Origin of the sequence: Streptomyces sp. L2 (genome assembly GCF_004124325.1) — a bacterium.
In the GTDB taxonomy this organism is placed as follows: Bacteria; Actinomycetota; Actinomycetes; order Streptomycetales; family Streptomycetaceae; genus Streptomyces.
The window spans coordinates 4,634,518-4,657,354 of the sequence record NZ_QBDT01000001.1; the positions used below are offsets into that span (position 1 = coordinate 4,634,518).

A 22,837-nucleotide genomic window follows, 5' to 3' on the forward strand; every position below is an offset into this window, starting at 1 on the left:
CCGCCTTGCCCACCCTGCCGCCCCAGGCGGCAGACTGCCCAAGGCGGGGGCGGGTTGCCCAAGGCTGGGGGCGGGCGTCGGCCCCGAGGCGGGGGCGGGTTGCCCAAGGCTGGGGGCGGGCGACGGCCCCGAGGCGGGGGCGGGTTGCCCGAGGCCGGTCGGGGTTTGGCACGGGGAGAGGGCCACCGGAAGTGAATCCGGTGGCCCTCAGTGGGGTGCGGGGACGCTACGCCGCCAGGTCGTCCCGGGAGATCAGGCGGTGGCGGACCAGCCAGCGGCCGTTCTCGCGGACCAGTTCGTCCTCGCAGGTGGTGGACGCCTTGATGAAGGGGGCCTGGCCCCGGGGCGTCTCGATGACCAGGGCGTAGGAGCGGGCCCGTACGACCTCGCCGCGGGCCTCGTCGACCGCGACCATGCCCATCCAGTGCCGGCGCTGGATGCCGTCCCGCTCGTACTGGGCGACGACCTGGCCGGCGACGGCGGCGATGGTGTCCCGGCCGACGGTCGGCTCCGGCTTGGCGTTGGCCGCGAAGACGCCGTCCTCGGTGAACGTCGCCGCCCACTCCTCGACCCGCCCGGAGTCGAGCAGCTGCATCTGCTGCGCGTAGAACTGCTGCACCTGCTGGTACAGCTCGGCGAAGCCGGCGCCCTGCGCGTACTCCGTCTCCGTCACGGTCATGGCGGTTCCTCCTGATGGGCCTGGGGTGTCGCCGCCGACTCTGGGCCGCTCCCCTCGCGCCCCGCTCGACACGGGACGGAGCACCACCCGTCCCCGCTCCTTCCAGCACCGCTCCATCGCATCCCGAGTCCACCCCTGCACCGTGGCGCCGTCCGGGTCCGGACCTGCAACAGCGACACCACCAGCGTTAGGGGAGCGCCCGAGATGGCGAACAACGAGCAGAAAGTCGCCCTGGTCACCGGGGCCACCAGCGGAATCGGCCTGGCGGCGGCCCGGGCCCTCGGCGCCGCCGGACACGCGGTGTTCGTGTGCGCCCGCACCGCCGAGAGCGTCGAACTGACCGTCAAGGAACTGCGCGCCGAGGGCTACGAGGCGAACGGCACCACCGCGGACGTACGCGACCCGGAGTCCGTGCGCGCGCTGGTGGCCGCGGCCGTCGGGACGTACGGGCGGATCGACGTCCTCGTCAACAACGCGGGCCGTTCGGGCGGCGGCGTCACCGCCGACCTCGACGACGAGCTGTGGGACGACGTGATCGCCACCAACCTCACCTCCGTGTTCCTGCTGACCCGCGCGTTCCTGCGCGAGGGCGGGGCGCGCGAGCGCGGCTGGGGCCGCGTCATCAACGTGGCGTCCACGGCCGGCAAGCAGGGCGTCGTCCTCGGCGCCCCGTACTCCGCCTCCAAGCACGGCGTCGTCGGGTTCACCAAGGCGCTCGGCAACGAGCTGGCGCCGACCGGCATCACCGTCAACGCGGTCTGCCCCGGCTACGTCGAGACGCCGATGGCCCAGCGCGTCCGCCAGGGCTACGCGGCCGCCTACGACACCAGCGAGGACGCGATCCTGCAGAAGTTCCAGGCGAAGATCCCGCTCGGCCGCTACTCGACCCCGGAGGAGGTCGCGGGCCTGATCGGCTACCTCGCCACCGACACCGCCGCCTCCATCACCGCGCAGGCCCTCAACGTCTGCGGCGGCCTCGGCAACTTCTGATCCACCCGCCGCTCCCGCCAACCCCGAACCCCGTCATCAGATCAACGCAGATCAACGCAGATCAACGCATATCAACGCAGATTCACGCTTGGAGGCGTTCGCCATGGCAGTACCGGTCCAGCAGCCGGTGACGTACGAGACCACGCACGCGGTCGAGGTGGCCGCCGACGCGGAGGCGGTGTACGCGGTCGTCGCGGACGCCCGCTCCTGGCCGCTGCGGTTCCTTCCCAACGTCCACGTGGAGCACCTGGAGGAGTCCGACGGCTTCGAGCGCATCCGCATCTGGGCCACCGCCAACGGCGCGGTCAAGTCCTGGACCTCGGTGCGCACCCTCGACCCGGAGGCGCTGCGCGTCACCTTCCGCCAGGAGGTGTCCACGCCGCCGGTGGCCGCGATGGGCGGCGAGTGGATCGTCACTCGGCTCGCTCCCGGCCGCTCCCGGCTGGAACTCAGGCACGACTTCAGCGCCGTCGACGACGCCCCCGAGAACGTCGAGTGGATACGGGCCGCCCTCGACCGCAACAGCGGCCAGGAACTGGACAACATCCGCCAGGTCGCCGAACTGGGCGGCCGGCTCGCCGAGTTGGAGTTCTCGTTCACCGACACCGTGCACATCGAGGGCGACGGCACCGACGTCTTCGACTTCCTGAACCGCGCCGACCTGTGGCCCGAGCGGCTGCCGCACGTCGCCGCCCTCGACCTCACCGAGGACGAGCCGGGCGTGCAGGTGATGCGCATGGACACCAGCACCAAGGACGGCTCCGTGCACACCACTGAGTCGATCCGCGTCTGCTTCCCCGACGCGGCGGGCGGCCGCATCGTCTACAAGCAGACCACCGTGCCACTGCTGATGACCGCCCACACCGGGGCCTGGACCATCAAGGCGTCCGGCACCGGCGTCGACGTCTCCTCGCGGCACGACGTGCGGCTGCGCACCGACACCGTCGAGCGGATCCTCGGCGAGGGCGCCACCGTCGCGGACGCCCGCGCCTACGTCCACAAGGCGCTCAGCACCAACAGCACCGCCACCATGAACCTCGCCCGCGCGTACGCGGAGGAACGCCGTGGCTGACGTGGAACTCACCGTGCCCACCCGGGTCGACGGGCTGCTCGCCGAGACGGCCCGCCGGTACCCGGACCGGACCGCGCTGATCGCCGAGGGCACCGGGACCACGTTCGGCGCCCTGGAGCAGCGCACCCGGGCCGTCGCCGCCGCGCTGCGGGACCTGCTGCCGCAGCCCGGCGAGCGGATCGCCGTCGCCGCCGTCCTGCACCCGGACTTCCCCGTCGCCTACTACGCGACGATGCGCGCCGGGCACGTGGCGGCCGTCGTCAACCCGCTGCTGCGCGAGGAGGGCCTCCTCCACGTGCTCGGCACCTGCGAGGCACGCGTGGCGTTCGTCGACGCCGCGCTGTACGCGCGGATCGGCGCCCTGCGCGACCGCCTGCCGCACCTGGAGCGCGTCGTCCTCATCGGCGGCGCGTCCCCCGCCGGCCCGGCCGACACCACGCTGGAGGCGCTCGCCGAGACCGCGCCGGCCGGCACCCCGTACGAGGGCGGCGACGACGTCGCCTGCCTGCACTTCACCAGCGGCACCACCGGACTGCCCAAGGCGGTCCGGCTCACCCACCGCAACCTCACGGTGAACGCCGCGCAGATCACGTACGCGCACCGCCTGGACGCGGCCTCGGTCACCCTCAACCACCTGCCGACGTACCACCCGATGCACCTCAACTCGGCCGTCCACGCGGGCGCTCCGCAGATCCTCTTCGCGGGCCCCGACCCGGCCGAGGCGCTGGCCGCCGCCGACCGCTACGGCGCCACCCACTACTACAGCCTCCCCGTCCGCCTGGCCCGCCTCGCCGACGCCGCCGAGCCCGCGGGGCCCGCCCCGCGCGCCCTGCGGTACGTCGCCTCGGGCGGCTCCGCGCTGCCCCCGCACGCCGCGGCACGGCTCGGCGAACGGCTCGGCGTGCCCGTCTTCCAGGGCTACGGCCTCGCCGAGACCTCCCCGCTCACCCACAGCGACGACGCCGACGCCCCCGTGCACGGCAGCGTCGGCCGCCCCGTCCTCGGTACCGAGTGCCGGATCGTCGACGTCGACACGCGTGCCGTGCTGGCGCCGGGCGAGGCCGGCGAGGTGGAGGTGCGCGGGCCGCAGGTGATGGCCGGCTACCTGGGCGGCGGCGGGGTCGGCGCGGACGGCTGGTTCGCCACCGGCGACGTCGGCCGCGTCGACACCGGCGGGCGGCTGTTCCTCGTCGACCGCCTCAAGGACGTCTTCAAGTGCGACAACTTCCTCGTCGCCCCCTCCGACGTGGAGCGCGCCCTGCTCGACCACCCGGCGGTCGCCGAGGCCGTCGTCGTCGACCTGCCGCACCCGTACTCGTCGGCGGTCGCGGGCGCCCTGCTCGTGCTGGCCGACCCGGCGGCGACGCCCGAGGCCGTCCTCGCCGACGTCAACCCCCGGCTCCCGTACTACCAGCGGGTCCAGGACGCCGTCGCCGTCCCCGCGATCCCGCGCAACGGCAACGGCAAGATCCAGCGCCGCGACCTGCGCACCCGGCTCCTCGACCTGACACGGGGTCCGTCCTCGCAGCCCCGGCCCACCCCGAACGGAAAGGCTCCCGCCATGGCCCCCGAGTTCACCGTCGTCAACACCTTCACCCTCAAGGACCCCGCCGAGGCGGCCCACTTCGAGGAGCACTTCGGCTCCCACGTCCAGTGGATGCGCGCCCAGGGCGGCTTCCGCGCCCACCAGGCCGTCCGCGACCTGGACACCCCGGGGACGTACGTCAACATCGGCTGGTGGGCGACCCCGCAGGACTTCAAGGCCGTCCTCGGCTCGGAGACCTTCCAGGCGCACGCCGCCGAGTTCCACCGGATCGTCGACGTCGAGGCCGATCCCTCCATGGGCGTCCTGCGGGTCGCCGAGAACGAGGGCGGCCAGGCCCAGTACGTCACCGTCGCCGACGTCACCGGCGACGCGGGCGAGTTCGAGACCGCCTACCGCGCCTACGCCGAGGCCGCCCGCGCCCTCGACGGCTTCGCCTGGCTCGACCTGGCCCGCTCCCTGCCCCGCCCCGGCCGCTACACCGCCGTCGAGAGCTGGCGCGACGCGGACGCCGCCCGGCGCGCCCGTGAACTGCCCGAGTACGCGGCGCTGGCCGCGCTCACCACCTCGCGCACGGTGACGGCGGCCCCCGTCATCGGCACCCGATGAGCACCGCGGGGCCAGGAGCCGTCCCCGCCGCCGACGCACCGGACACCGACGTCTGCGTGGTCGGCGGCGGCCCCGCCGGCCTGGTCCTCGCCCTGCTCCTGCTGAAGTCCGGGGTGCGGGTCACCCTGGTCGAGCGCTCCCGGGCGCACCACCGGGAGTTCCGGGGCGAGATCCTCCAGCCCGGCGCCATGCGGCTGCTCGACGAGCTCGGTGTGCTCGCCGGGGCGCGGGCCCGCGGCTGCCACGAGCACGACCGGTTCCGGCTCGTCGAGGGTGAACGCGTCCTGCTCGACATCGACTACCGCACCCTGCCCGCCCCCTACGACCACCTGCTGAGCATCCCGCAGCCCCACCTCCTGGACGAACTCGTCCTGCACTGCGCCAAGTTCGACGCCTTCACCCACCTCGAAGGACATCGGGCGAGCGCCCTGCTGCACGGCCCCGGCGGGGAGATCACCGGGGTGTGCGCCGACGGACCCGAGGGCCGGCGCGAGATCCGCGCGCACGTCACCGTCGCCGCCGACGGCCGCTTCTCCAAGCTGCGCCGGCTCGCCGGCATCGAGGCGGGCCGCAGCGACGTGTTCGACCTGGACGTGCTGTGGTTCAAACTGTCCGTCCCGGACAGCGCGCCCGGGCGCCGTGACGTGCGCGTCTTCCGGCACGGCGCGAGCCCCGTCCTCGCCTACGACTCCTACCCCGACAAGGTGCAGATCGGCTGGACCCTGCCGCACGGCGGCTACGCCGACCTCGCGGGCCGGGGCGTCGAGCACCTCAAGGACCAACTGGCCGCGGCGGCACCGCCGTACGCGGAGCTGATCCGCGAGCAGATCACCTCCTTCAAGGACGTGAGCCTGCTCGACGTGTTCTCCGGCCGCGCCGACCGGTGGGCGGTCGACGGCCTCGTCTGCATCGGCGACGCCGCCCACACCCACAGCCCGATCGGCGCCCAGGGCATCAACCTGGCCGTGCAGGACGCCGTCGCCCTGCACCCGCTGCTGATCACCGCCCTGGCCGAGGGGGACGCGAGCGCCGCGTTCCTCGGCACGTTCGAGGCGCGCCGGGCACCGGACATCGCGGCCGTCATGCGCACCCAGCGCGTGCAGAGCGCGGCCATGCTCGGCCGGGGCGTCGTCGCCACCCGCGTCCGCCCCGCGCTCGCCGCGCTGCTGCGGCGCACCCCGCTGTACGGCAAGGTGCTGCGGCACATCGCGTACGGCAATCCGGACATCCGGGTGGCGAAGGAGCTGTTCACGGACGGCGCCTGAGCGCCCACGACGACGGAGGGCCGGACCCCGACCTGGGGTCCGGCCCTCCGTCGTGTGCGTCACACCAGCCGGGCGAGGTCCCGGGCCACCTGCCCCGGCGACGGCATCGCGGCGATCGCGCCGGCGAGTCCACCGGCGGCCGAGCCGTAGGACGGGTCGTCCAGCAACTTCCGTACGGCAGCGGCCACCTGCCCCGGGTCGTCCTGGTCGGCGGCCTCCGTCAGCGTCAGGCCCGCGGCCGCCGAGGCCAGCGCGTCGCCGTGCGGGAACTGGTCCATGATCTGCGGCAGCACCAGCTGGGGCAGGCCCGCGTCGGTCGCCGTGAACAGCGTGCCGGCGCCGCCGTGGTGGACGACGGCCGCGCAGCTGTCGAGCAGCGGGCGCAGCGGAACCGGGTCGATGAGGCGCACGTTGGGCGGCAGCCCGGTGAGTGATTCCCGCAGCCGGCCCGGCACGGTCGCCAGGGCTTCGGTGTCCGGCAGGTCGGCGAAGGCGCGCAGGACGTGGACGAGCAGCGGCAGGCCGCCGAGGTCGAGGGTGCTGGTGCCGAGCGAGACGACGACCCGGCGCCGGTCCGCGGCGGGCCCGTCGTACAGCCAGTCCGGCAGGACCGCGGGCCCGTTGGAGGGGACGTAGCGGATGGGGGAGCCCGGCGAGGTGTCCGGCAGCCGCAGCGCGGCGGGGGAGGGGTCGAGCACGACGTCCGGGTCGGGCAGGCCGGGCAGGCCCAGGCGCCGGCACAGCGGGCCCAGCGCCTCGCGTGCGGCGGCCCGGGCGCCCGTGGTGAACGGGTCCAGGCCCCAGCGGTGGTGGACGACCGGGACGCCGAGCACACCGCCGACGATCAGCGACGAGTACTCCATCATGTCGGCGACGATCAGGTCCGGGCGGTAGCGGCGGGCGAACGCCAGGTGCTCCTCCACCAGGTACTTGGCGTGCATCTGCCACACCTTCGCGCCGCCCGCGAGCCCGGCCGCGTCGGGCCGCGGGCGCACCTCGCGGGGCCGTTTGCCCGGCGGCAGTCCGCCGGAGAGCAGGTCCTCCACGTGGTACGGGTCGCCGATCGACACCGTGTGCAGACCCGCCGTCAGCGCGGTGTCCACGACGTCGGGCTGTACGGCGGCGACCACCTCGTGCCCCTCGCCGCGCAACGCCCAGGCGAGCGGCAGGAGCGGGGAGAAGTGGGTGGGGACCGGGGTGTTGAGCATGAGGACGCGCATGGGGCCTCCTGTCGGCCGGGCGTGGGAAGGGGTGGGTGCGGGCATGGGCGACGCCCCGCGCGGAGGGGGGCCGGGCGGGGCGTCGCGGGCTGGCGGTGCGGGGTCAGGCCGCCTGAACGGCCGGTTCCGTACGGTCGTGCGGTGCGGCGGAGCCGACGGGCTGCTCCGCGGCCCCCGAGGCGTCCCCGGCCGGCGCGTCGGCGCTGTCGGCATCGTCGGCGCCGTCGGACGCGTCGAAGGCGACGTCCGGCATCGCGAGCGCGAGCAGCAGGCCGAGCACCATCACACCGGCCGCGACCAGGAACGTCGTGGACGTGGCGGACGCGTACACCTGGTTCCGGGCGTGTCCCGGACCCGGCATGCCGCCGGGAGCGAGCGCGGTGAGCCGGTGCGACAGCACCTCGCCCAGGAGGGCCGTACCGAAGGCGCTGCCCAGCGTCATGAAGAACCGGGTGCCCGAGGTGACCACCCCGAGCCGGTCCTCCGGTGCCGCGGCCTGCGCCGTCTGCAGCACCACCTGGACCACGCCGCCGAGGCCGAAGCCGAGCGGGATCAGCAGCAGGCCCACCGTCAGGCTCGTGGTGTCCGCGCGGATCAGACCGAACAGGGCGAGCGCGACCACCGCGACGGAGGCGTTGACGACGAGCACCGGCTTGAACCGGCCGAATCGGGGGATCAGCCGCCCCGACACCATCATCACCACGAGCACCCCGATCGCCATCGGGGCCAGCCGGATGCCGGAGGCCTGCGCGCTCACGCCGCGGGCGACCTGGAGATAGGTGACCACGAACACCGGCACGGCGAGCACGGTGAAACCGCCGACGAACTGCAGGGGCGCCGCCACCCGGAACACCGGGTCGGTGAACAGGGACATCGGCAGGATCGGGTCGGCGGCCCGCGTCTGCCACCAGCAGAACACCACGACGAGCAGCACCGCGGCCGCGCCCAGCGTGAGGATCACCGGCGACGTCCAGGCGTAGGTGCCGCCGCCCCAGCGGGCCAGCAGCAGCAGCGCCGTCGCACCGGCGGTGACCAGGGCGGCGCCGAGCACGTCGACCCGCTGCTCACCGCGCTCGCGCTCCGGCATCCGCAGGCCGAACACCGTGCCCACGATGGTCATCAGGCCGAGCGGCAGGTTGACGTAGAAGATCCAGCGCCACGACAGGTACTGGCACAGGAACCCGCCGAGCAGCGGTCCGGCGACGATGCCGAGGGCGACCAGGCCACCGCCGAGGCCGGCGCCCGAGGTGCGGCTCCGGGCGGGCAGCAGGGTCGCGATGATGATCAGCGTGACCGACATCAGGCCGCCGCCGCCCAGCCCCTGCACCGCGCGGAAGGCGATCAACTCGCCCATGGACTGGGCGAGTCCGCAGGCCGAGCTGCCGAGCAGGAAGACACAGACGGCGAACAGGTAGACCGGCTTGGGCCCGTACAGGTCGCAGAACTTGCCGTACAGCGGCTGGCTCGCGGTGGCCGCGAGGACGTACGCGGTGACGAGCCACGGCAGCCGGTCCAGGCCGTGGGCCGGATCGAGGTGCCGGGTGATCTGCCAGGCGGCGCTCGTGACGATGTTCTCGTCGAGGAACGACAGCAGCATGGCGGCGAGGGCGCCCGCGACGAACAGGCGGACTTGCTTGCCGTTCATACCGGGCCGCCCGGCGGGCAGGCGGGATGGGTCCAGGTCATGCGGGAGTCCTCCGTGGGGTGTGCTGCGAGGCCGGCCGCTCCAGTACAGCGACGAGACGGCCGGGCTCCTCGTCGGCGGACAGCAGGTGCGGCACGGGCAGGGCGCTCAGCCCGGCCCGCCGGCACAGGCCGCCGAGGAAGAACGCGGCGACCCCGCGCAGCGAGTCGCCGAGCGCGTCGGCGGCCGGGTCGGGATCGCGCTGGTGCGCGACGGGGACGCCCAGCGCCCCCGCCACGACGAGCGACGCGTACTCCAGGCGGGAGCCGACGATCAGGTCGGGCCGCCAGTCGCGGGCCGTCTCCAGGTAGCGGGGGGTCAGGTAACGGGCGTGCCCCACCAGGGGTTTGGGGTCGGTGGCCAGGTCGGGATGGTCCTCGGGGTGGAACCGGCCGCCGACGACGGCCAGTTCGAGCCCGGCCGCCTCGGCGACCTCCCGCACGTCCGGCTGCCCGGCCACCAGGACCTGATGGCCGGCGCCCCGCAGGGCCCGCGCGAGCGGCACCAGCCGCGCCAGGTGCGCGGGCACCGGTGTGGTGGTCATCAGGACACGCATGGCGGTTACCGCTTGTTGCGGCGCACGAGCTTGACGGCGCCCGCGAGGATGAACACGACGACGAGGGCGATGCCGGTGTGCACGAAGTTGATGCCCATGAGATCTCTCCTGTGGGGGGTGTCGGACGATTCGGCCGGGTCGGACGATTCGGTCGGGTTGTTCGGGTTGTTGGGTCGGTCCGGACGGTCGGTGGGTCAGGCGTGGGCGGCCGGGGCGGCGCCGTACCGGGTGAGGGTCTCCCAGAGCGCGGCCGGCGTCGCGAACGTGGCGCTGTTCAGGGCCGCTTCGGGCAGCTCGACGCCGTACTCCTCCTCCAGCGAGACGAGCAATTCGACGGTCGCCAGGGAGTCCAGGCCCGCCTTCTTCAGTTCGAGGCCGGGGGCGAGCCGCGTGTCGCGGGCGGTGCCGGGCAGGACGGCGGCCAGCAGCCGCTCGAAGCGGGCGTCCCAGGCCGGTGCGGCGGTGGTGGTCATGACGTCTCCTGGTCGGTCGGTTCGGGGGCCGCGGCGCGGGCGCGCAGCAGCTGCCGGTCGGTCTTGCCGTTGGGGGTCAGCGGGAGCGCGGCCAGCACCCGGCACTCGCCGGGCACCTTGGCGTCCTCCAGCCGTTCGGCCAGCCGCTCCGCCAGCTCGGCGGGGGACAGCCGGGTCACGGCGAACAGCGTCAGGTCGAAGCCGTCGCCGGGCGGTACCGCGCAGGCCGCCTCGACGCCGGGCACGTCCAGTGCGGCACTCTCGATCTCCAGGACGCTCATCCGGTTGCCGCGCCGCTTGAACAGGTCGTCGCGGCGGCCCTGGAAGTACAGGTGCCCGTCGGTGTCGAGGTGCCCGTAGTCGCCGGTGTGCAGGGTGACCTCGCCGGTCACCGGGTCGGGGCGGAAGCGCTGCGCGGTGATCTCCGGGGCCTGCCAGTAGCCGGCCATGACGTGCGGTCCGCGCACCGCGATCTCGCCGACCTCGCCGGCCGGCAGGGCCCGCCCGTCCTCGTCGAGGATCAGCACCTCGGTGCCCGGCAGCGCGGGGCCCACCGAACCGGGCTTCGCGAGGTCGCCGTCCGGTTCCAGGACGGTGATGCGCTTGCACTCGGTGGTGCCGAACATCGGCGACACCCGGGCGTGCGGGAAGGTGCGGCGCAGGGCGGCGATGACCGGCTGGGTCAGCGCCGCGCCGGTGTTGGTGAACAGCCGCACCGGCAGCGGGTCGGCGCCCTTGTCGCGTCCGGCCAGCCGCAGCAGCATCTCGGCGAGCGAGGGCACCACCGGTACGACGGTCACGCCGTGCTCGCGCAGGGTGCCCAGCAGCTTCAACTGGCGCCGCGGGGACGTCAGGACGACCTGGGCGCGGGCCAGCACGGACAGGAAGATCTGGTAGAGGCCGTAGTCGAAGGAGAGGGGGATCGCCACCAGCACGACGTCGTCGGCGCGGTACCGCAGCACCTCGGCGATGGCGCGGGCCGCGAACACGCACGGCGCGTGCGGACTGACCACCGCCTTGGGCGCGGACGTCGAGCCGGACGTGTAGATCAGCAGGGCGAGGTCGTCGGGGGAGGGATCCTGGTCCCGGGTGGGGGCTTCGGCCGGGTCCAGGCCGGCGTGGACCTCCTCCAGGTCGTGCACCGGCCGGTCGGTCAGCTCAGCGAGCAGCGCCAGGTCCTCGCCGCGCCCGAGGAGCAGCACCGGGGCGCTGTCGGCGACCACCGACGACAGATGGAACCGCTTCATCGCCGGGTTCACCGGCACGCACACAGCGCCGTGCCGCAGGATGCCGAACAGGGCCGCCACGAACGCGCGGGTGTTGCCCGCCCGCACCAGCACCCGCTCCCCGCGCCGCACCCCGCGCGCCGTGAGCCAGGCGGCGAACGCCCGGCTGTGCGCGTCGAGTTCGGCGTACGTCCAGCCGCCGGTCTCGTCCCGGACGGCGGGCGCCGACGGGCACTCGGCGACGGCCGCGGCGAGCAGGCCGGGCAGCGTGCCGGACGCCTCGCCCCCGGCTGCGGCGCCTGCGGTGACTGCGGTGGTCTGCGGCTCCAGGGCGGTCACCACTGGGGCACCTCCGTGATCTCCAGGACGGCCGCCGTGCAGGTGTAGCCCGCACCGCCGCCGAACAGCATGACGTGGTCGCCGGGCGCGACCGCCCGGGTGTCGATCAGATGGGCGAGGCCCGCGGCCCAGTCGCCGCCGCCGACATGGCCGGTGGTGCGCCCGTACGACCAGGTGGTCTGCTCCTCGGTGACGCCGAGCAGGTGGTGCACCTGGTGGTCGCCCTTGCGGCGGCCCGTCGCGGGCGTGACGACCTTCGCCAGATCGGCCGTGGTCAGCCCGGCGTCGGCGAGCGCCTCCTTCTTGGCCCGCAGCATCGTCCGGGCGATCCGCATGGTCAGCTCGGCCTCGTCGTGCCGGGCGGCGTACGCGGCCGAGCGTGCCGTCAGGTCGACCGGGGTCCCGGCTGCCGGGGACGCCGTACGGAACGGTTCGTCGCCCCGCGTCAGGCCCTCCAGCGAGTTGTCCGCCGCGGTGGCCGTGGCGAGCAGCCGGGCGAAACCGCCGCGCCGGGACACGACGACCGCGGTGCCGCCGTCGCCGTACGCGCTCATGTCGTGCAGACCCCAGCGGTTGACCGCGGGCCCGCTCCACCGGTCGGCGGTCGTCAGCATCACCGCGCTGCCGCCGCGCAGCCCCGACGTGAGATGGGCGGCGGCCAGCTCGATGCCGCTCACCCCGATGTTGCAGCGCTGCTGCACGTCCATCGCCGGCACGTGCCGGCCCACGGTGCGCTGCGCGATGTAACTGGCGGCCGGCCAGATGTCCAGGCCCTGGAACCAGAGGCTGCCGTGCAGCAGCAGACTGAACTCGGACGGGTCGACACCCGACCGCTTCAGTGCCGTCTCCGCGGCGAACACGGCCATGTCGGGCGGCGCCACGTCCTCGCTGCGCAGCACGGACGCGTAGTCGAAGGTCTCGTACCGCTCCTTCGTGTACCGGCCCTCGCGCACCGCGTCCGCCGCTTGGACGGGCTCGGGCAGCCAGGTGCCCACCGCGGCGACGTGCATGTCGTCCCAGCGCATGAACTCTCCTCCCGTTGGCTGTTGGCCGTTGGCCGTCCCGCAGGACTGCAACGGGAGTGTCGCGGCACCCGCTCGAACCGCCCTTGAGCCGTTCCGCACGGGTGTACGGCCCGATCTGCGGTCCAGCGGCCGTCGAGGTGACGGCGCCACGGTGGGCGCATCCGTTCCACGGGCCACCGGCGGCCCTTCCAGAGGGAGGCAATCTGTGAACGCGAGCCACCGGCGCCCGGGTGGGCCGCTCGACTTCGGCGTGTTCTTCTTCGCGGCGCTCGGCGACCGGGTCCGCGAGACCTACGACCTCATGCTCGACTGCGCCCGCCGCGCCGACGCGCTCGGCCTGGGGTTCGTCTCCACGCCCGAGCGCCACTTCCACCGCTTCGGCGGCGCCTTCCCGAACCCCGCCGTCACCTCCGCCGCGATCGCCGCGGTCACCGAGCGCGTGCAGATCAGGGCGGGCAGCGTCGTCACCCCGCTGCACCCCACCGCCCGGGTCGCCGAGGACTTCGCGATGGTCGACGGCCTGTCCGGCGGCCGCGCGGCGATCTCGGTCGGCTCCGGCTGGAACGTCAACGACTTCGTGCTCGCCCCGCAGGAGTACCACGGCCGGCGCGCCCGCATGATCAGCGACGTGCACGCCCTGCGCGAGGCCTGGCGCACCGGTGTCTGGCACGGCACCGACCCGTTCGGCAAGGACGTCGACATCGACATCTACCCGCGGCCCGTCCAGCGCGAGCTGGAGATCTGGGTCACCGCCTCCCGCAGCGAGGACACCTTCAGGGAGGCGGGCCGGATGGGCTGCAACGTGCTGACCCACCTGGAGAACCAGGACCCGGAGTCCCTCACCGAGAAGGTCGCCCTCTACCGGGAGGCGCGCGCCGCCTCATCGGTCCCCGGCCGCGGCAAGGTCACCGTGATGATGCACACCTACCTCGCCGACGACGCCGAGGAGGCGCGCAGCACCGGCGGGGCCTGGCTGCGCGACTACCTGCTCACCGCGATCGACCTGGAGTCCCGCGCGGTCAGCGCCGGCGGCCGGATGAGCGGGGGGAAGCAGGGGCGTGCGGTGCTGGCCGGTGACGCCGCTCAGCGCAAGTTGGCCGACCTCGGCGTCAACCGGTATCTCGACGGCAACTCGTTGATCGGGTCCGTGGAGGAGGCGGCGGTGACGGCGGAGAGGGTTCGGGCGGCCGGGGCCGATGAGATTGCGTGTCTTGTCGACTTCGTGGGGGAGCCGCAGCAGGTTCTCGCGTCGCTGGAGCATGTCGGGGCGTTGCAGGCGCGGTTCGCTGGGGCGCTGGCCTCGGCTGCGTGATGCGGCAGAGGGTGCCCCGTTCTGCCGTTGCGCGGCTGCGGGCCGTGGGGGCTTCTCGCGCCCACGCGGCGGAGCCGCAAATCGACACGGCCCCGCGCCCCTCACGGGGCGCTGCCCTCGGCCCGGTTTTCTGGCTAGGAAAGGAAGTTCAGCATGCCGACCATTCTTGCCGTGTCCGGTAGTCCATCGGTCGGGTCGTTCACCCATGAGGTGCTCGGGCTGGCCGCCGACGGTCTGGTGGCGGCCGGGTGCCGGGTGGAGACTCTTGTCGTGCGGGAGTTGCCGGCCGCCGCGCTGCTCGGTGGGGACACCGGTGATCCGGAGTTGCGGGACGCGCTGCGGCGGGTCGCCGCCGCCGATGCCGTGGTCGTGGCGACCCCCGTGTACAAGGCCGCGTACTCCGGTCTGCTGAAGGCGTTCCTCGACGTGCTGCCGCAGTACGCGCTGCGCGGCAAGCCGGTGCTGCCGCTGGCGTCCGGCGGGTCGATGGCCCACGCCCTCGCCCTGGACTACGGGCTGCGCCCGGTCCTCGCCTCCATGCGGCCCGCCGCCATCACCGACGCCGTGTTCGTGCCGGCCGACACCGCGCACACCGACCCGGTGACCGGCGCCCGCCGCCCCGGCCCCGCCGCGCTGGAACGCCTCGACGAGGCCGTGGCCCAGCTGACCGCGCTGCTCGCCGCGCCCGCCCCGCGCGTCCCGCTGACGGTCGCTGCCTGAGATGCGCTCAGACCCGCTTGAGACTCCCGCACTGAAACCCCCCGCACTGAAACCCATCCACTCCCCACAAGAGGAGCCCCGATGAAGGCACTTGTGCTGGCCGGAGGAACGGGCACCCGGTTGCGCCCCTTCAGCCACTCCATGCCCAAACAGCTCATCCCCATCGCCAACAAGCCGGTCCTGGAGCACGTCCTGTCCGGCATCAAGGACCTCGGCGTCACCGAGATCGGTCTGATCGTCGGCGACCGCGAACCCGACATCGTCGACGCGCTCGGCGACGGCGCCGGACTCGGCCTGTCCCTGACGTATCTGCGGCAGGACGCGCCGCGCGGCCTCGCGCACGCGGTGCAGGTCGCCCGCGGCTTCCTCGGCGACGACGACTTCGTGATGTACCTGGGCGACAACATGCTGCCCGACGGCGTCGTGGAGGCCGCCGAGCAGTTCCGTACGCACCGGCCCGCCGCGCAGGTCGTCGTGCAGAAGGTCGCCGACCCGCGCGCCTTCGGCGTCGCCGAGCTGGACGCCGAGGGGAGGGTGACCCGCCTCGTGGAGAAGCCGCAGGAACCGCGCAGCGACCTCGCCATGATCGGCGTCTACTTCTTCACCTCCGCCGTCCACGAGGCGGTGGACTCCATCGAGCCCAGCGCCCGCGGCGAACTGGAGATCACCGACGCCGTGCAGTGGCTGGTCGCCCGCGGCTCGGAGGTGCGCGCCACCGAGTACACCGGCTACTGGAAGGACACCGGCCGCGTCGAGGACGTCCTGGACTGCAACCGGCAGCTCCTGGACCAGCTCGTGCGCAGCGTCGACGGAGAGGTCGACGAGGAGAGCGTCCTGATCGGCCCGGTCTCGGTCGCGCCAGGCGCCCGGATCGTCCGCTCCTTCATCGAGGGGCCGGCGGTCATCGGACCGGGCAGTGTCATCGAGGACAGCAACGTCGGCCCGCACACCTCCATCGGCGGCGACGTCACCCTCAGTTCCACCCACATCTCGTACTCCATCGCCCTCGACGGCGCCTCGGTCAGCGGGGTGCACGCCGTGCACGGCTCGGTCATCGGCCGCTCGGCCGCCGTCAGCAGCGGCGACCTGGTCACGCGCCGGCACCGTCTGGTCGTCGGCGATCACACCCGGATAGAGGTCGCGGCATGAAGATCCTGGTCACCGGCGGCGCCGGTTTCATCGGCTCGCACTACGTGCGCACGCTCCTGAACGACGGCTACGACGGCTACGACGGCTACGACGCACCCGAGGCGGACGGCGGCACGCCCGACGCCTACGCCGGCGCCGACGTCACCGTCCTCGACAAGCTGACCTACGCGGGCAACCGGGAGAACCTGCCGGCCGCCCACCCCCGGCTCACCTTCGTCCGCGGCGACATCTGCGACGCGGCGCTCCTGGACGACCTGCTGCCGGGCCACGACGCCGTCGTGCACTTCGCGGCCGAGTCCCACGTGGACCGCTCCGTCGCCTCCGGCGCCGAGTTCGTCCGGACGAACGTGCTGGGCACCCAGACCCTGCTGGAGGCCTGCCTGCGGGCCGGCGTCCAGCGGTTCGTGCACGTCTCCACGGACGAGGTGTACGGCTCCATCGACGAGGGCTCGTGGACCGAGACCTGGCCGCTGGCCCCCAACTCGCCGTACGCCGCCTCCAAGGCGTCCTCCGACCTGGTGGCCCGCGCCTACTGGCGGACCCACGGCCTGAACGTCTCCATCACCCGCTGCTCCAACAACTACGGCCCCTACCAGCACCCCGAGAAGCTCATCCCGCTGTTCGTCACCAACCTCCTCGAAGGCGAGAGCGTCCCGCTGTACGGGGAGGGCGCCAACATCCGGGAGTGGCTGCACGTGGACGACCACTGCCGGGCCATCCACCTCGTCCTGAACCGGGGCCGGGCCGGCGAGATCTACAACGTCGGCGGCGGCAACGAGCGCACCAACCGGCAGATCACCGAGCAGCTGCTCGAACTGACCGGCAGCGACTGGTCCAGCGTCCGCCGCGTCGCCGACCGCAAGGGCCACGACCTGCGCTACTCCCTCGACGAGTCGAAGATCCGCGACGAGCTGGGCTACGCCCCCCGCATCCCCTTCGAGCAAGGCATCGCCGAGACCGTCGCCTGGTACCGGGACAACCCCGGCTGGTGGAAGGCCGTCAAGTCGGCGTCGGCCACGGCGCCTTCCCAGCCCGCGCGGACACAGGAGCCGGTGGCATGAGCGGAACCGACACCGGCACGACCACCCTCGACGTCCTGATCGTCGGGGCCGGCCCCGTCGGCCTCACCGCCGCCCACGAACTGGCCCGGCACGGCCTCACCGTCCGGCTGGTCGACGCCGCGCACGGCCCCGCCGTCACCTCCCGGGCGCTCGCCACGCACGCCCGCACCCTGGAGACGTACGACCAGATGGGCGTGATCGACGAGCTGCTGCCGCGCGGCCGGCGCGTCGAGCACTTCACGCTGCACCAGCACGGCCGCCGCCTCATCCGCTTCGACACCGACTACAGCCGGCTGCCCACCCGCTTCCCGTACACCCTCATGGTCGACCAGGCCGTCACCGAGGACGTGCTGCGCACGGCGGCCGAGCGGCGCGGCGTCCCGGTCGAGTGGGACACCCGGCTGACCGGGTTCGAGGACACCGGCGACGGTGTGACGGCCACGCTCCGGCATGAGAGCGGTGAGACCGAGACCGTGCGGGCCAGTTGGCTGCTCGGCACCGACGGCGGCCACTCCACCGTGCGCAAGCAGCTCGGTCTGCGACTGGTCGGCGACTCCAGCGAGACCTGGCTGATCGCCGACGCCGTCGTCCACACCGACCTGCCGGCCGACAGCATCCACTGGATGCGCACCCGGGAGGGCACGGTGATGCTGGTGCCGTTCCCCGACGAGGGCAAGTGGCGCCTGCTCGACACCCGGGACGCGACGTACGACGGCGACGACGAGGCCGTCGCCCGCCGGTTCGCCCGCAAGATCAGCGCGGGCACCGGCCGTACGGTCACCGTCGAACCACCGAGCTGGGTGTCGGTGTTCACGATCCAGCAGCGCATGATCCCGACCATGCGCTCGGGCCGCTGCTTCGTCGCCGGCGACGCCGCTCACGTGCACAGCCCCGCCTCCGGACAGGGCATGAACACCGGTGTGCAGGACGCCTACAACCTCGCCTGGAAGCTCGCCCTGGTCCAACGGGGCGCGTCCGAGGAGGCGTTGCTGGACACCTACAGCGCCGAGCGGGTCCCGGTCGGCGCGGGCCTGCTCGCCTCCACCCGGTTCGCCACGATCCTCGTACAGCTCAAGAACCGCTACGCGGCGGCCGCGCTGCGGGCCATGTTCACCGTCGTACGCACCGTCCGCCCGCTCAAGTCGAAGATCGAACGCAAGATCATGGGCGGCATGTCGGCCCTCGACCTGCGCTACGAGGACTCCCCGCTCACCACCCCGGACACCACGGCGTCCACCGCCGTCCCGGCCGGTTCGCGCGCCTCCCGGGTCACGGCCGGACGGTACGACGGCTCGGCGGCCTGGCGCGCGTTCCTCGCGGAACTGCGCACCCCCGAACCCACCCTGCTGTGCGCGGCCCGTCCCCAGGACGGACCGGCCCTGCACGCCCTCCAGGACGCCTACGGCCCGGTCCTCAACGTCCGTACCGCCGCCGAACTGTACGACCACAAGGGCGACTTGAGGGAGGACCTCGGTCTCGCCGACGGCGCCTGGCTGCTGCTTCGCCCCGACGGCTACGTGGCCGCGACCGGCGACGACGTCACGGGCACCGCCCCGCGCGAGGCCCTGCACCGCCTGGGACTGAGGGCGACCGCCCCGGCGGCCCGGACCGAAGCCGACGCCCCCGACGCCGACGCTCCGGAGGCCGACCCCGCCGAGCCCGCCGACCCCGCCGTAGACCCCGTCGCCGCCCTCGCCACCCTCGCCGCAGGGGCTGCCGCGTGCGCCGACATGGCCACCGCGGCGGCCGTCGCCATGGCGGTGCGGGCGCTGTCCCCGCCGGCCGCGCGGACCGCGACGATCCCCGCGCCGCGGCGGCCCGCTCGGGCCACGACCTGAGCGGCCTCCGCCTTCCGCCGCCGCGACCCACCACCGCCCCGGCCCGCCGCCGCACCCGCCCTCGCACCCGCCCCGTGACCACCGTCTCCTCGCAGATCAGGACCGAGCCATGCACATCGTGGGAAACGGGTTTCTCGCCCGGAACCTAGCCCCTCTGGCCGCCCGGCACCCCGACACCGTCGTCCTGGCGGCCGGGGTGTCCTGGGCCGACGGAACCTCGGACGCCGACTTCCGCCGCGAGCTCGACCTCGTCCTCACCTGGGCCCGCAGATGCGCGGCGGACGGGCGCCGCCTGGTGTTCTTCTCCACCGCGTCCACCGGCATGTACGGGCGGGTCGCCGGCCCCGGCCGCGAGGACGTCCCCGTCGAGCCCTGCACCCCGTACGGCCGGCACAAACTCCACCTGGAGGAGCGGCTCGCCGCGTCCGGGGCGGACTGTCTCGTGCTCCGCCTGGGACACCTGGTCGGCCCCGGGCAGCCCGCCCACCAGCTCCTGCCGATGCTGGCTCGGCAGGTGGCCGAGGGCCGGGTCCGGGTCCACCGGGGCGCGAGCCGCGATCTGATCGCCGTGGCCGACGCGGTGACCGTCGTCGACCGGCTCCTCGCGGGCGGTCTGCGCGGCGAGACGGTCAACGTGGCCTCGGGCAACGCCGTCCCCGTCGAGCGGATCGTGGACTGGCTGGAGCGGCGCCTCGGCGTGCGGGCCCACCGCGAACTCCACGACACGGGCGGCCAGCACACCATCTCCACCGACAAGCTGCGCCGGCTGGTGCCGGAGGTCGCCGACCTCGGCTTCGGCACCGACGGCTACCACCTGCGGGCCCTGGAGTCGTTCCCGCTGGACGTGCCCCCGGCGGCTCCGGCGGCCCCGGCGGACGGCCTCCCGGGCTCAAGCGCGACTCAAGTACCGGTGGGGACCCTTGGCAGTACGACATGAAGGAGAACCCTGACATGACCCCCCACGCCGGCCCGCAAGCGAGTCCTCCGTTGAACTCTCCCGCCACCCCGCAGTCCAGTGCCCCCCGGCCGAGCGCGCCGGGCTCCGCGCTGCGCCCCCTGCTCATCGACGTGGCCGTCCCCCTCGTTCTCTACTACGTGCTGAACAAGGGCGCCCACCTGAACACGGTGGACTCCCTCGTGCTCAGCGGTGCCGTGCCCGCCGTGCGGACGGTGTACGGCCTGGTGCGCGACCGCCGGGTCAACGGGCTGGCCCTGCTCATGCTGGTCGTCACCCTCGTCGGCGCCGCGATCAGCCTGATCAGCGGCGACGCCCGGCTGATGCTGGCCAAGGAGTCCCTGGGCACCGGCCTGATCGGCGGGTCCATCCTGGTGTCCGCTTTCACCTCGCAGCCGCTGATGGCGAGCGCGATGCGCCCGTTCATGACGAAGGGCAAGCCGGAGCGCGAGGCGGCCTGGGAGCACCTGCGCGCGACCGAGCCCAGGTTCCGCGCCGGCATCACCCGCACCACGCAACTGTGGGGCGCGGGCCTGCTCGCCGACTGCGTCCTGCGCGTCGTCGGCGCCTACACCCTGCCCGTGCACACCATGGTGTGGATGTCGACGGTCATCCTGGTCGGCGCGATCGCCGTCCTGATGCTCGGCACCGGCAAGACGTCCGACGAGGCCGAGAAGCTCCTGGAGGCCGAGGTCGCCCGGCGGCAGGACACGGCATGACGCTCCCCGCGCGGGGCGCGGGTCCGGTGGTGGTGCTCGGCGGCACGGGGTTCGCCGGGCGCCACTGTCGTACGGCCCTGGAGGCGAACGGCGTCCCCACCGTGGACGTCTCCCGCTCCACCCCCGGCCCCCACCGCCTGGACCTCGCCGACGTCACCCCCGGCACGCTCGCCGGGCTGCTGCACGAGACCGGCGCCGCCGCAGTCGTCAACGCGGCCGGCGCCGTCTGGGCGTGCGGCGACGACGCCATGCACGCCCTGAACGCCCGCCTGCCCGCCGTGCTCGCCGAGGCGGTCACCCAGCTGCCGCCCGGACTACGGCCCCCGGTCGTCCAGTTGGGCACGGTCTACGAATACGGTCCCGCGCCCGACGGTATGCCGGAGCAGACCGAGGACACACCGTGCCGGCCCGTCGGCACCTACGGCGTCACCAAGCTGCGCGGCACCCGTGCCCTGCTCGGCGCCGCCGACGCCGCACGGTTCGGCGCCGTCGTCCTGCGCGTGTCCAACATGCTCGGCCCCGGCGCCCCCACCGCCAGCCTGCCCGGCCTCGTCGCCGCCCACCTCGCCGACGCGGCCCGCGACCCGGACGGCCCCGCCCCGCTGCACCTCGCCCCGCTCACCGCCCACCGCGACTACATCGACGTACGCGACGTCGCCGACGCCGCGCTCGCCGCCCTGGACCACGCCCGGCACCACCCCGGCGGCCGGGTGTTCAACATCGGCAGCGGCGGCACCGTGCCCGTCCGCGGGCTCGTGCGGCGCATGGTCGAACGCTCCGGGCTGCCCGTGGAACTGGTCGAGGAGGGCAGGGCCGCCCTGTCCCGCGGCGACGCAGGACGGCAGCGGCTGTCCGTGCGGGCCGCCGCCCGCGACCTCGGCCGGCGGCCCCGCCGCACCCTCGACGAGAGCATCGACGACCTGCTGCGGCAGGCGTCCGGCGGCACGCTCCCGCGCACCCCGATCGGGGATCGAGGAGCGTTCGAGCAGGGCCGAGCAGGATCCGACGTGACGACGGGCGCGGAATCCGTGCCGAACCGATCACGGAGGTGACGGAGAGATGAGCGACCACCGAGAGCTCGTGCTCGACGCGGTGCGCAAGTACCACCAGGACCAGCAGGAGGCCCGCCCGTTCGTGCCGGGCACCACCGAGATCTGGCCGTCGGGCGCCGTGCTCGACGAGGACGACCGGGTGGCGCTCGTGGAGGCCGCGCTCGATCTGCGGATCGCGGCCGGCACCAGCTCCCGCAAGTTCGAGTCGCGGTTCGCCCGCCGCCTGAAGCGGCGCAAGGCGCACCTGACCAACTCGGGGTCCTCCGCCAACCTGCTGGCGCTGACCGCCCTGACCTCGCCCCACCTGGAGGAGCGCAGGCTGCGCCCCGGCGACGAGGTCATCACCGTGGCGGCGGGCTTCCCGACCACGGTCAACCCGATCCTGCAGAACGGCCTCGTGCCCGTCTTCGTCGACGTCGACCTGAAGACGTACAACACGACCGCCGACCGGGTCGCCGCCGCCATCGGCCCCAAGACGAAGGCGATCATCATCGCCCACGCCCTCGGCAACCCCTTCCCGGTCGCCGAGATAGCCCAACTCGCCGAAGAGCACGACCTGTTCCTCATCGAGGACAACTGCGACGCCGTCGGCTCCCTCTACAACGGGCAGCTCACCGGCACCTTCGGCGACCTGGCCACCGTCAGCTTCTACCCGGCGCACCACCTGACGATGGGCGAGGGCGGCTGCGTCCTCACCTCGAACCTGGCGCTCGCCCGGATCGTGGAGTCGCTGCGCGACTGGGGCCGGGACTGCTGGTGCGAGCCGGGCGAGTCCAACAAGTGCCTCAAGCGGTTCCGCTACCAGATGGGCACGCTGCCCGCCGGGTACGACCACAAGTACATTTTCTCGCACGTCGGTTACAACCTGAAGGCCACCGACCTCCAGGCCGCGCTCGGGCTGACCCAGCTGGACAAGCTGGACTCGTTCATCGACGCCCGCAAGAGCAACTGGCAGCGGCTGCGCGACGGCCTGCTGGACGTGCCGCACCTGATCCTCCCGGAGGCCACCCCGGGCAGCGACCCGAGCTGGTTCGGCTTCGTGCTCACCGTCGAACCCAGCGCGCCCTTCAGCCGGGCCGAGCTGGTCGGCTTCCTGGAGGACCGCAAGATCGGCACCCGTCGGCTGTTCGCCGGGAACCTCACCCGCCAGCCGGCCTACGTCGACCAGCCGCACCGCGTCGTCGGCTCCCTGACCAACAGCGACATCATCACGGAGCACACGTTCTGGGTGGGCATCTACCCGGGGCTCACCGAGGAGATGGTCGACTACATAGCCGCCTCCGTCCGCGAGTTCGTCGCCTCCCGGCTCTGACCAAGCGGGCACGTCCCGCACCGTCACCTCAGCCCCGT

20 protein-coding genes are annotated in these 22,837 nt (G+C 73.6%); 13 read left to right on the forward strand and 7 right to left on the reverse strand.

The genetic code is table 11. The features are described from left to right. Positions 1 to 226 precede the first annotated feature (226 nt). A complete protein-coding gene (locus DBP14_RS20715; RefSeq protein ID WP_129308655.1) occupies positions 227 to 679 on the reverse strand; it encodes a nuclear transport factor 2 family protein in 453 nt (150 codons plus the stop codon). A gap of 204 nt (positions 680 to 883) precedes the next feature. On the opposite strand from DBP14_RS20715, the gene fabG reads away from it, so the two are divergent. From fabG to DBP14_RS20735, 4 genes are all read left to right on the forward strand, one after another. Beyond that, the gene (gene fabG, locus DBP14_RS20720) at positions 884 to 1,669 is read left to right on the forward strand and encodes a 3-oxoacyl-ACP reductase FabG (RefSeq protein WP_129308656.1); all 786 of its coding nucleotides are present in this window, start codon (positions 884 to 886) and stop codon (positions 1,667 to 1,669) included. Between the two features lie 103 nt (positions 1,670 to 1,772). After that, complete coding sequence (locus tag DBP14_RS20725; protein ID WP_129308657.1) at positions 1,773 to 2,741, forward strand: aromatase/cyclase; 969 nt, start codon at positions 1,773 to 1,775, stop codon at positions 2,739 to 2,741. Then, positions 2,734 to 4,893: an AMP-binding protein gene (locus DBP14_RS20730; protein WP_129308658.1), complete on the forward strand. Its 2,160-nt coding sequence runs from the start codon at positions 2,734 to 2,736 to the stop codon at positions 4,891 to 4,893. The genes DBP14_RS20725 and DBP14_RS20730 overlap by 8 nt, the downstream gene beginning before the upstream one ends. After that, positions 4,890 to 6,158 (forward strand): FAD-dependent monooxygenase, encoded by a 1,269-nt coding sequence (locus DBP14_RS20735; RefSeq protein ID WP_129308659.1) that lies wholly within the window; start codon positions 4,890 to 4,892, stop codon positions 6,156 to 6,158. The genes DBP14_RS20730 and DBP14_RS20735 overlap by 4 nt, the downstream gene beginning before the upstream one ends. A 59-nt stretch (positions 6,159 to 6,217) precedes the next feature. On the opposite strand, the gene DBP14_RS20740 is transcribed toward DBP14_RS20735, so the two are convergent. From DBP14_RS20740 to DBP14_RS20765, 6 genes are all read right to left on the reverse strand, one after another. Further along, positions 6,218 to 7,378 (reverse strand): nucleotide disphospho-sugar-binding domain-containing protein, encoded by a 1,161-nt coding sequence (locus DBP14_RS20740; RefSeq protein WP_129308660.1) that lies wholly within the window; start codon positions 7,376 to 7,378, stop codon positions 6,218 to 6,220. Positions 7,379 to 7,481: 103 nt separating this feature from the next. Continuing rightward, positions 7,482 to 9,023: an MFS transporter gene (locus DBP14_RS20745; RefSeq protein ID WP_129308661.1), complete on the reverse strand. Its 1,542-nt coding sequence runs from the start codon at positions 9,021 to 9,023 to the stop codon at positions 7,482 to 7,484. Between the two features lie 37 nt (positions 9,024 to 9,060). Further along, positions 9,061 to 9,606: a hypothetical protein gene (locus DBP14_RS20750; protein ID WP_129308662.1), complete on the reverse strand. Its 546-nt coding sequence runs from the start codon at positions 9,604 to 9,606 to the stop codon at positions 9,061 to 9,063. Positions 9,607 to 9,812: 206 nt separating this feature from the next. Next, positions 9,813 to 10,091: a phosphopantetheine-binding protein gene (locus DBP14_RS20755; RefSeq protein WP_129308663.1), complete on the reverse strand. Its 279-nt coding sequence runs from the start codon at positions 10,089 to 10,091 to the stop codon at positions 9,813 to 9,815. Next, complete coding sequence (locus DBP14_RS20760) at positions 10,088 to 11,584, reverse strand: class I adenylate-forming enzyme family protein (RefSeq protein WP_129311988.1); 1,497 nt, start codon at positions 11,582 to 11,584, stop codon at positions 10,088 to 10,090. Before DBP14_RS20760 ends, DBP14_RS20755 begins: the two co-directional genes overlap by 4 nt. Positions 11,585 to 11,652: 68 nt before the next feature. After that, complete coding sequence (locus DBP14_RS20765; RefSeq protein ID WP_129308664.1) at positions 11,653 to 12,681, reverse strand: ketoacyl-ACP synthase III family protein; 1,029 nt, start codon at positions 12,679 to 12,681, stop codon at positions 11,653 to 11,655. Between the two features lie 205 nt (positions 12,682 to 12,886). On the opposite strand from DBP14_RS20765, the gene DBP14_RS20770 reads away from it, so the two are divergent. The 9 genes from DBP14_RS20770 (at position 12,887) to rfbH (ending at position 22,799) form a co-directional block, all read left to right on the forward strand. After that, entirely contained in the window at positions 12,887 to 13,993 is a 1,107-nt protein-coding gene (locus DBP14_RS20770) for a MupA/Atu3671 family FMN-dependent luciferase-like monooxygenase (protein ID WP_241740990.1), read from the forward strand. Between the two features lie 153 nt (positions 13,994 to 14,146). After that, on the forward strand, positions 14,147 to 14,713 hold the full coding sequence (ssuE, locus tag DBP14_RS20775) for an NADPH-dependent FMN reductase (protein ID WP_129308666.1): 567 nt from the start codon (positions 14,147 to 14,149) through the stop codon (positions 14,711 to 14,713). An 81-nt stretch (positions 14,714 to 14,794) separates the two neighbouring features. Further along, positions 14,795 to 15,862: a glucose-1-phosphate thymidylyltransferase gene (locus DBP14_RS20780; protein WP_129308667.1), complete on the forward strand. Its 1,068-nt coding sequence runs from the start codon at positions 14,795 to 14,797 to the stop codon at positions 15,860 to 15,862. Beyond that, entirely contained in the window at positions 15,859 to 16,923 is a 1,065-nt protein-coding gene (rfbB, locus tag DBP14_RS20785; protein WP_129308668.1) for a dTDP-glucose 4,6-dehydratase, read from the forward strand. The genes DBP14_RS20780 and rfbB overlap by 4 nt, the downstream gene beginning before the upstream one ends. Next, a complete protein-coding gene (locus DBP14_RS20790) occupies positions 16,920 to 18,761 on the forward strand; it encodes an FAD-dependent oxidoreductase (protein ID WP_206739313.1) in 1,842 nt (613 codons plus the stop codon). The genes rfbB and DBP14_RS20790 overlap by 4 nt, the downstream gene beginning before the upstream one ends. A 109-nt stretch (positions 18,762 to 18,870) precedes the next feature. Further along, the gene (locus DBP14_RS20795) at positions 18,871 to 19,698 is read left to right on the forward strand and encodes an NAD-dependent epimerase/dehydratase family protein (RefSeq protein ID WP_129308669.1); all 828 of its coding nucleotides are present in this window, start codon (positions 18,871 to 18,873) and stop codon (positions 19,696 to 19,698) included. 14 nt (positions 19,699 to 19,712) lie between these two features. Continuing rightward, entirely contained in the window at positions 19,713 to 20,435 is a 723-nt protein-coding gene (locus DBP14_RS20800; protein ID WP_241740991.1) for a VC0807 family protein, read from the forward strand. After that, a complete protein-coding gene (locus tag DBP14_RS20805; RefSeq protein ID WP_129308670.1) occupies positions 20,432 to 21,487 on the forward strand; it encodes an NAD(P)-dependent oxidoreductase in 1,056 nt (351 codons plus the stop codon). The genes DBP14_RS20800 and DBP14_RS20805 overlap by 4 nt, the downstream gene beginning before the upstream one ends. 7 nt (positions 21,488 to 21,494) lie before the next feature. Further along, positions 21,495 to 22,799 (forward strand): lipopolysaccharide biosynthesis protein RfbH, encoded by a 1,305-nt coding sequence (gene rfbH / locus DBP14_RS20810; protein WP_129308671.1) that lies wholly within the window; start codon positions 21,495 to 21,497, stop codon positions 22,797 to 22,799. Positions 22,800 to 22,837 lie beyond the last annotated feature (38 nt).

Excerpts from the sequence above, each read along its gene's own strand:
- DBP14_RS20715 (WP_129308655.1), bottom strand. The coding sequence starts at position 679 with ATGACCGTGACGGAGACGGAGTACGCGCAGGGCGCCGGCTTCGCCGAG.
- fabG (WP_129308656.1), top strand. The coding sequence starts at position 884 with ATGGCGAACAACGAGCAGAAAGTCGCCCTGGTCACCGGGGCCACCAGC.
- DBP14_RS20725 (WP_129308657.1), top strand. The coding sequence starts at position 1,773 with ATGGCAGTACCGGTCCAGCAGCCGGTGACGTACGAGACCACGCACGCG.
- DBP14_RS20735 (WP_129308659.1), top strand. The coding sequence starts at position 4,890 with ATGAGCACCGCGGGGCCAGGAGCCGTCCCCGCCGCCGACGCACCGGAC.
- DBP14_RS20740 (WP_129308660.1), bottom strand. The coding sequence starts at position 7,378 with ATGCGCGTCCTCATGCTCAACACCCCGGTCCCCACCCACTTCTCCCCG.
- DBP14_RS20745 (WP_129308661.1), bottom strand. The coding sequence starts at position 9,023 with ATGAACGGCAAGCAAGTCCGCCTGTTCGTCGCGGGCGCCCTCGCCGCC.
- DBP14_RS20750 (WP_129308662.1), bottom strand. The coding sequence starts at position 9,606 with ATGACCACCACACCGGTGCCCGCGCACCTGGCGCGGCTGGTGCCGCTC.
- DBP14_RS20755 (WP_129308663.1), bottom strand. The coding sequence starts at position 10,091 with ATGACCACCACCGCCGCACCGGCCTGGGACGCCCGCTTCGAGCGGCTG.
- DBP14_RS20765 (WP_129308664.1), bottom strand. The coding sequence starts at position 12,681 with ATGCGCTGGGACGACATGCACGTCGCCGCGGTGGGCACCTGGCTGCCC.
- ssuE (WP_129308666.1), top strand. The coding sequence starts at position 14,147 with ATGCCGACCATTCTTGCCGTGTCCGGTAGTCCATCGGTCGGGTCGTTC.
- DBP14_RS20780 (WP_129308667.1), top strand. The coding sequence starts at position 14,795 with ATGAAGGCACTTGTGCTGGCCGGAGGAACGGGCACCCGGTTGCGCCCC.
- rfbB (WP_129308668.1), top strand. The coding sequence starts at position 15,859 with ATGAAGATCCTGGTCACCGGCGGCGCCGGTTTCATCGGCTCGCACTAC.
- DBP14_RS20790 (WP_206739313.1), top strand. The coding sequence starts at position 16,920 with ATGAGCGGAACCGACACCGGCACGACCACCCTCGACGTCCTGATCGTC.
- DBP14_RS20795 (WP_129308669.1), top strand. The coding sequence starts at position 18,871 with ATGCACATCGTGGGAAACGGGTTTCTCGCCCGGAACCTAGCCCCTCTG.
- DBP14_RS20800 (WP_241740991.1), top strand. The coding sequence starts at position 19,713 with ATGACCCCCCACGCCGGCCCGCAAGCGAGTCCTCCGTTGAACTCTCCC.
- DBP14_RS20805 (WP_129308670.1), top strand. The coding sequence starts at position 20,432 with ATGACGCTCCCCGCGCGGGGCGCGGGTCCGGTGGTGGTGCTCGGCGGC.
- rfbH (WP_129308671.1), top strand. The coding sequence starts at position 21,495 with ATGAGCGACCACCGAGAGCTCGTGCTCGACGCGGTGCGCAAGTACCAC.